Below are 6,505 nucleotides of genomic sequence, written 5' to 3'. Positions count from 1 at the left end.
CGGAGGTCAGTCGTCGTCGCGCTCTGTGTCGTGTGCAGCGTCGTACTCATCGAGCCGGCGGACCATCTCCGCTTTCAGTGCAGCGATCCGCTCATCCGCCCCCGGCCGGGCCCGAGCCGCAGCGAAGATCTCAGACGTCGGAATCACATACATCACTGTGTCAGGTGGGCGCGCAGATCGCACGGTGTCACGCGTGATGCGATACGGCCCTGCCCGGGCGCGTTGGTTTCGGTGGCCTGTTGTCACGCGTTAGTCACAAGGTGTCACGCGTGACGCGCTGTGAGTCACGGCCTGTCACACACACGTCACGCCGCAGAGTAGACAAGAGTAGACAAGAGAATACTTTAGCGAGCCTGACGGCCCGCCGAAGTCGTCGAATGTTCTGTCCCTGTTGCGTTGATGGTCGCCGCAGGTACGGTCGACAGCGCGGAGTGGAAGTCCGCACGAGGGGGCTGGGGCGCGCAACGCCCGGCCCCCTCAAACATTTTTGTGCAACCTACTTGCATTCCAGGACGACGCTCGCATTGTGAACTGGGCCGGCAACTTCCTAACCCCCGGCACAGGAGATCACAATGTTGCGCCCAACCACCCCACCACCGAGGCTCATCCAGCTCGCTGCGGTCCTTCTCGCACTCGGCGACGGAGGCACCCAGGTCACCACCACTGACGTCGAGCTGCTCGAGATGACCGGTTACGCACTCCGCACGTTCCGGCTCGCCATCGAAGAAGCTGTGACGTCCGGAGCTCTCACCTACACCCGCCCGGCAGTCGGCCATCTCGCCGTCGAGCTCGAGCTCACCAACCCTTTGTGGTCGTTGTCAATGATCGTCTGCGGGGTCCAGTCATGAGTCTCAAAGTGCAAACCAAGGGCATCGGCTGGTACCCGACCGATGTGAATGGTGTGATGTTCGGTCGTATCTCTGAGGCGTCGCTTGCCGCTCAAGGCCTCTGGCACAAGCTGCTGTGTCTTGCGTGTGCGGCTGGTGAGATTGTGTCAGTCCCGTCACGCATCACGTACCTGGAGAGCCACATCCGCCAACCTGCCGACGTGCTCAAACCTCTGCTCGCCGAGCTGTGCAAGATCGGTTCGTTGAGCCTCGAAGGTGACGTGTACGTCATTTACGGTGCGGACCGGATCCATGAGTCTCTGCTGACGCAGCGTGCAGGCAACCGCAGCCGCCAAGCAGCGAAGCGTGACCGTGACCGTGCATCTTTGCCTGTCGCCTCCGATGTCGTGGAGCTGGTCACACCGGCGCCGGTTGTCGTGAAGCCACTCACACCGATGCAGGAAGCTCATGGGGCGTTCATCGAGGAGTGTGAGGATTCGGACGGCACTATCGCCGGCTACCTCGCTGTCATCGATCTGATACCTGGTGCGGTTGCTTCTGCTACTGCTGCGGGTGTCGCCTCGAAGGACATGGCCGGGTTCTTGAGGAACGCTGTCATTGCTCATGCGGCTGGCTACTGGTGCGACACGATGATTGTCGGTGCGGAGCTCACTGGTTTGTTCCGGTTGGCGAAGCAGACTGGTCCCGGTCCTGTGCTGTGGGCGCTGAATGACGTCGCTTCGAAGCCGGACCTTGAGCCGGGTGTGCCGGCGTTGAAGTACATCACGAAAGTTGCGAAGAGCCGGGCCTCAGGGGCGTCGTCATGAGTGACATTGTGATTTCGACACCGGCCGGGCGTCGCCCGATCGAAGCAATGTGGCGTCGTGCTGGTGACGTTGCCCGTGAAGCGTTGGCGGTCACTGAGCTACGCACCGAGTACCCGGACCTCATCGGGTTGCAGACCGGTATCGCACAGCTTGATACCGCTTTGCGTGGGGAGCTGGAGCCTGGTCATGTGATTGTCATCGCCGGTGGGTCCGGGGACGGCAAGACGACCCTTTGTGCTCAGGCGGCGGCGTCGTTCGCTACGCAGGTACCGACGTACATGCTGTCTCTAGAGGACGAGGTGCGTGACATTACGAACCGTGTGATGGCAAACATCTCGTCGGAAAATGTCCGTGAGCTTCGTACCGGGTTCGAGTCCGGGACGGTACCGCAGACAGTCCGGGACGCCCTGGTCACAATGGACGGCTTGACCCTTGATTTGAATGACGGGATTGTTCATCCTCGGGTTGAGCAGCTCGCCGCCATCATCGGGGCGTGGGCTCAGTCGCAAGGTGAGCAGCGTCATCTCGCTGTCATCATCGACCAGCTCGGGCACATCGCCCCATCACGGGCGTCCGACGATTTCTGGCGCCTGTACCCGCATCTGCCGGCGCCGCCATCAAATCAGGCATCACACGAGATGCTCGAATGGCAGGTCATGTATTTGCAGGCTGTCGCAAAGAAGTACCACATCACGATGGTGATCGCTCACCAGTTGAACGACCGCCGTGACGAAGGCTCGAAGAAGCCGGATTTGTCGTCGGTGCGTGGGTCACGTGGTATCACACACAAAGCGGACTGTGTGCTTGTGCCGTGGGTGCCTAAGCAGCTTCCGAACGAGTTCGCTGGTGTCGGCGACCCGAAGTTCTTGGACAACACCTCCAAGCATGGTGAGATCCTCATCCTGAAGGGCCGTCACGTACCCCTCGCTGACATCGGCGTCATGTTCGATGGTGGGCGGCAAAGGTTTGTTGCTCGTGCTCTCGGTACGAACGCACGATGGTCTGCTGCGCCTGCGAAGACTGCTCGTCAGATTGCTGGCGGCTCGAAGCTGGCTGCGTTGCTCGCCAGCTTCGATGTGCTCGCTGAGGCACGGTACGAAGTTACGAAGGCGTTGCCGGCCGGTTCGGCGGATGCGCCTGTGATCGACGTCGTCGAGATCGAGTCATCGGATGCCGACGATGCTTGGGATGAGATGATGGATCTCCGTGCGAGCGAAGAGGACGGTGCGTGATGGCTGCGCTACCATTTCCGCACCTTCGACGCTACCGTTTTCGCACGTTGGATAACAAACGGAGTGTCGGTGTGCAACTCGACCGGGCGGTGATGTCATGAGTGTCATCCTGAAGGCGCAACTTGACGGCTTGAATCAACAGCTGGTGGTCAGGTGGGCGGCGGATTGCGCAGAGGCAGTCCTACCGGTTTGGGTTGCCGTGTTCCCGTACGACACGCGCCCTGCTGATGCTGTTGCGGCTGCGCGTGCCTGGTGTGACAACCCGTGCAGTATTACCGCCGACGTCGCCCAGGTCGCCGGGTACGCAGCCCGCGACGCCGCCGCCTGCCGCATCAGCGCCCTCAGCGCCGCCACCGCCGCCACCGCCGCCTGGTACGCCGCCCATGCCGCCTTTGCCGTCGGCTACGACTCATGGGCCTCCTACGCCGCCGGGCACGCCGGCACGTTTGGCTTTTGTGACCCGGTGGGTCTGTTACTCGACCGGCTCACACCCGACACCGACCACACCATCATCCGCCAACTACTAGCAGACGGCTGGGTAGTGATTGACGCGATCGACGCAGCCACACTCCTTGACGTCATCTGAGGTGTGTGCGCTCACAGTAGCGTCTAGGGCCTCTGTGTGCCCCGTAGCGCGTCGCACGTCCTGACGGTCACCGTCAGCCACCTCGCCCGCTAGCACTCCCCTAGTGTCGCGGGGGGCGTGATGGGCGGGTTTGTGAGCCGGTGGCACCCGGCAACATTTATTTTCGCGCCCAGCGGTTTCGCGTCGTACCAGCTCACAGGGTTGGGTGCGCGCGGAGCGTAAACGGCCGCAATCGACTTGTCACTGACAGCGCGAATCGGCGTATGCAACCCGATCTGCCGCGGTCACCTTCGCTCGTATGCCCCCAACACCGGGGGCTGTCAGCAAGGGAGAAGAGCATGAGAGATTGGCCGAAGTCAAGGCTGAGCGAAGCGTTGGATGAGTGGGCTCGGGCCGAGGGGTCGAGGCTGTCACGAGCCGACCGTGAGCGGCTCGGTATCGGACGCAGATGGCATGCGACCTGATGGCCCGCACCAAGACAGTACCGTCGGGCACAGGTCCGCACAGATGGGTGCTTTTCTCCGAGTGGGAGGCCACTCATCCCGGTGAGCCGCTACCTGACACGTTGATGGGTGGCATCCAGCAGATGCCACTTTTTGTGCGGGACGAAGTGGCGTGACGTTGATGGGTGACGGCGATGATGAGACCATCGCCGTCACCCATCACTCATTGGTTTGTGGTCACTGTCGGATGGCAAGGTCGGTCGGCCACAAGATCTTCGGGTCGTCGATGATTTCGCACACGTCGTAGCCTTGCTGTACCCGGATGACGGCGGCAAGTATCACGATGAGCGCACAGATGCGTACGACCTGCCCCATCAGAACGGCTCGTCTGTAGGCGACCGGCCGATACGGGTGCGTAGGTCGTCGGTGACCGCGAAGATTGCGTCGGACCCGAGTACCAGCCAGTTGATGAGCGGCTGCTCTCGGACTATGTCGGCGACCTCGGTCATTGTGAGAGCAGCCAAATGGAGTTCGTGACTGGCGACGTCGTAGTCGCCGGTCCCTTCAGACCAGTGGGCGAGACCAGCTTCGAGGTGCCTGGCGAGCCTGCCCATCGCCACCGCGCAGTACACCGGGAGCAGCTCGTTGGCTCTCGGGTTGAGGAAGGTGGCGAGTGCTTCGTCGTGCCCGATGATGCGGTCGGTGATGCTGCACCATTCGGCGAGTCGGCGGGCGTGCTCTTCGATCTCGTCCGTGTCGTCGTCCATGTCGGTGACTGTGCCGACCGTCGGCTTCGGCGCACTCGGAATGCCGGCTCACGTCGGCCTGGCACTGTGCCGATGAGACATGATGTCCGACATGGAGCTCGTGAATATGTCATCTGATCCGGCTCTCGACGGTGACGAGTACCCGACGCTGCGCCCTTTCCTGCTGTCAGTCACTGCTGTCCGCCTTGATGAGCTCGGCCTGACGACAGCCGCCAACCATCACCGGAACGACTATAGGGGAACGGCGCAGCAGTTGGTGCGTAAGGCGTCGAAAGCAGAGCCTGCGAAATCGAAGCGTCGGACACAGCTGGATGCGCTCCAAGAGGCGATCTGGGAAGTCGACTCGCGGCGGTACGTGAATGCGTGCCGATCGCTTCGCACGTCAGGTGTGCGGCATCCGGTTATTGAGGCGGCACAGCACGAGGCACGCAATCATGGCAACCCGCGCCCGCTGCGGACAGTTGAGCAGCTGGCGATGTGGGGGCGGTGCAGTCCGGAGCAGCAGGCGGCGGCCGTCAAGATGATGTCGGCTGAGGAGCTCGCGTGGGATCAGTGGATTGAGGCGGCACTTCTCATCGTGTGACGTCGTAGTACGGCCCTGCACACGGCCGCGGGTTACAGCGGGCGCATGCAGGGCTGCGGTCACCTTGAAAGCGTATGTCTGGGAGCTCTCAAATAAATCTTTACAAATGTGTGCCAAGCAGCGGGCGTTTACGGATGTGTTCGTAACGGTCTTTTATGTGCCGGTGAATCCCCACCAGCCACATAGCCCAGGAGGCCCACATGAACACTTCGTCACTCCCCCGTCAGGCCCGCACACAGCAGCTGACAATCCGCTTGTACGTGCTTGATGCAGCAATCCGCATCCACACGGTCGCCGTCCGCAACCTTTTGCTCGACATCACCGACCTGTCCCGTGAGACGCCGCTCGATCTCGCAGCGCTCGAAGCAGCCTCAACGCAGCTGAGCATCGAGTCGCGCATCTTGGCCCGCCATACCGCTGACCGGGAAACCGCAGAGCCGACGGTCGGCCCGGTCGAGTTCGACGAGCCATCTGCGTTCGAGACGTTCTGCGGCTCAGACCTCGACCTGTCGGATCGGTCGGTGACATTGTGACCGCCATCGAGCTCGAGCACTTGGCGGCCAACGTCCAGAAGCTGAACGACAACCCGTACGAAGTCGCCGGATACGAGTACGAGCAGTACTTCGGGGACATCGAAACTTGGCAAGCCGGGCAACGTAATCCAGGGTTCGACGAGCTGCGAGCCGCAATGGCCGCACTGCCGGCCAACGCTCTCCGCCTCATCGCCAAGGTACGCGAGCAGGAGGCACGCATCGCCGAACTCGAAACGGAGCTCTACAAGTACTGACGGTCACACCGTCCGCCGGCGCCACCTTCGACAGTGTCGCCGGCACCAACCAACCCCACCAGTCGCGGCGCACCCTCGCCGCACACGGGACCTCGAAGCAGTCTGGTCGCCAACGGCGCCGGCTGCGGGAACGGTGAGCACGGACCTTTCATGACCGTGACGCGCCTAGAAGGTCACCTGGCTGAGTGCGGGACGGGCCGAAGGCGACAATGCCGGAGGCACCGGGGAACCGGTGAGCACAAAGGAGAAACACCAACATGGCAAACACCATGAAAGCAACCACCAAGATCCAGGCGTCAGACGTCGAGATCTACGATGCGTCCATCCCATGGCTCATCGACAACTGCGAACCCGCTCGTCACGAGTGGCGTAAAGCGGTCACGTATGCACACACAGCCGCTGTACGGCTCGTGCAAGGCGATGACCGGGGCGCCACGATCGTGTGGGAGCTCG

General features: G+C 62.1%; 11 protein-coding genes. 8 read left to right on the top strand and 3 right to left on the bottom strand.

The genetic code is table 11. From position 1 onward, the window contains the following. Window positions 1–6 precede the first annotated feature (6 nt). Window positions 7–153 (bottom strand): hypothetical protein, encoded by a 147-nt coding sequence (locus ACESNG_RS12310; RefSeq protein WP_373069203.1) that lies wholly within the window; start codon window positions 151–153, stop codon window positions 7–9. A gap of 419 nt (window positions 154–572) precedes the next feature. Here ACESNG_RS12310 and ACESNG_RS12305 point away from each other — a divergent pair, with 419 nt between their 5' ends. From ACESNG_RS12305 to ACESNG_RS12290, 4 genes are all read left to right on the top strand, one after another. Beyond that, the gene (locus tag ACESNG_RS12305) at window positions 573–848 is read left to right on the top strand and encodes a hypothetical protein (protein WP_373069201.1); all 276 of its coding nucleotides are present in this window, start codon (window positions 573–575) and stop codon (window positions 846–848) included. Beyond that, the gene (locus ACESNG_RS12300) at window positions 845–1,654 is read left to right on the top strand and encodes a hypothetical protein (protein WP_373069199.1); all 810 of its coding nucleotides are present in this window, start codon (window positions 845–847) and stop codon (window positions 1,652–1,654) included. Before ACESNG_RS12305 ends, ACESNG_RS12300 begins: the two co-directional genes overlap by 4 nt. Further along, entirely contained in the window at window positions 1,651–2,886 is a 1,236-nt protein-coding gene (locus tag ACESNG_RS12295; RefSeq protein WP_373069197.1) for a DnaB-like helicase C-terminal domain-containing protein, read from the top strand. The genes ACESNG_RS12300 and ACESNG_RS12295 overlap by 4 nt, the downstream gene beginning before the upstream one ends. Before the next feature lie 97 nt (window positions 2,887–2,983). Then, window positions 2,984–3,472, top strand: a complete 489-nt coding sequence (locus ACESNG_RS12290) for a putative immunity protein (protein ID WP_373069195.1) — start codon at window positions 2,984–2,986, stop codon at window positions 3,470–3,472. Between the two features lie 680 nt (window positions 3,473–4,152). Here the strand turns inward: ACESNG_RS12290 and ACESNG_RS12285 are convergent. Both ACESNG_RS12285 and ACESNG_RS12280 read right to left on the bottom strand, forming a co-directional pair. Further along, a complete protein-coding gene (locus tag ACESNG_RS12285; RefSeq protein WP_373069193.1) occupies window positions 4,153–4,290 on the bottom strand; it encodes a hypothetical protein in 138 nt (45 codons plus the stop codon). Then, window positions 4,290–4,682, bottom strand: a complete 393-nt coding sequence (locus ACESNG_RS12280) for a hypothetical protein (protein WP_373069191.1) — start codon at window positions 4,680–4,682, stop codon at window positions 4,290–4,292. The genes ACESNG_RS12285 and ACESNG_RS12280 overlap by 1 nt, the downstream gene beginning before the upstream one ends. A gap of 79 nt (window positions 4,683–4,761) precedes the next feature. On the opposite strand from ACESNG_RS12280, the gene ACESNG_RS12275 reads away from it, so the two are divergent. The 4 genes from ACESNG_RS12275 to ACESNG_RS12260 form a co-directional block, all read left to right on the top strand. After that, entirely contained in the window at window positions 4,762–5,265 is a 504-nt protein-coding gene (locus tag ACESNG_RS12275; protein WP_373069189.1) for a hypothetical protein, read from the top strand. A 200-nt stretch (window positions 5,266–5,465) separates the two neighbouring features. Beyond that, window positions 5,466–5,798, top strand: coding sequence for a hypothetical protein (locus tag ACESNG_RS12270; protein ID WP_373069187.1), 333 nt, complete (start codon window positions 5,466–5,468; stop codon window positions 5,796–5,798). Beyond that, window positions 5,795–6,052 carry a hypothetical protein gene (locus tag ACESNG_RS12265; protein WP_373069185.1) on the top strand — a complete coding sequence of 86 codons (258 nt, stop codon included), beginning with the start codon at window positions 5,795–5,797 and terminating at the stop codon, window positions 6,050–6,052. Before ACESNG_RS12270 ends, ACESNG_RS12265 begins: the two co-directional genes overlap by 4 nt. Before the next feature lie 257 nt (window positions 6,053–6,309). Further along, window positions 6,310–6,505 (top strand): hypothetical protein (locus ACESNG_RS12260; RefSeq protein ID WP_373069183.1); only part of this gene is annotated, 196 nt, incomplete at its 3' end.

Source organism: Gemmatimonas sp. (assembly GCF_041689975.1).
Lineage (GTDB): Bacteria > Gemmatimonadota > Gemmatimonadetes > Gemmatimonadales > Gemmatimonadaceae > Gemmatimonas.
Note: the sequence above shows the minus strand (reverse complement) of the source record. Positions and strands in the feature narration are given on the sequence as shown.

Coding starts and splice junctions, on each gene's coding strand:
- ACESNG_RS12310 (WP_373069203.1), bottom strand. CDS start 153: ATGTATGTGATTCCGACGTCTGAGATCTTCGCTGCGGCTCGGGCCCGG.
- ACESNG_RS12305 (WP_373069201.1), top strand. CDS start 573: ATGTTGCGCCCAACCACCCCACCACCGAGGCTCATCCAGCTCGCTGCG.
- ACESNG_RS12300 (WP_373069199.1), top strand. CDS start 845: ATGAGTCTCAAAGTGCAAACCAAGGGCATCGGCTGGTACCCGACCGAT.
- ACESNG_RS12295 (WP_373069197.1), top strand. CDS start 1,651: ATGAGTGACATTGTGATTTCGACACCGGCCGGGCGTCGCCCGATCGAA.
- ACESNG_RS12290 (WP_373069195.1), top strand. CDS start 2,984: ATGAGTGTCATCCTGAAGGCGCAACTTGACGGCTTGAATCAACAGCTG.
- ACESNG_RS12285 (WP_373069193.1), bottom strand. CDS start 4,290: ATGGGGCAGGTCGTACGCATCTGTGCGCTCATCGTGATACTTGCCGCC.
- ACESNG_RS12280 (WP_373069191.1), bottom strand. CDS start 4,682: ATGGACGACGACACGGACGAGATCGAAGAGCACGCCCGCCGACTCGCC.
- ACESNG_RS12275 (WP_373069189.1), top strand. CDS start 4,762: ATGATGTCCGACATGGAGCTCGTGAATATGTCATCTGATCCGGCTCTC.
- ACESNG_RS12270 (WP_373069187.1), top strand. CDS start 5,466: ATGAACACTTCGTCACTCCCCCGTCAGGCCCGCACACAGCAGCTGACA.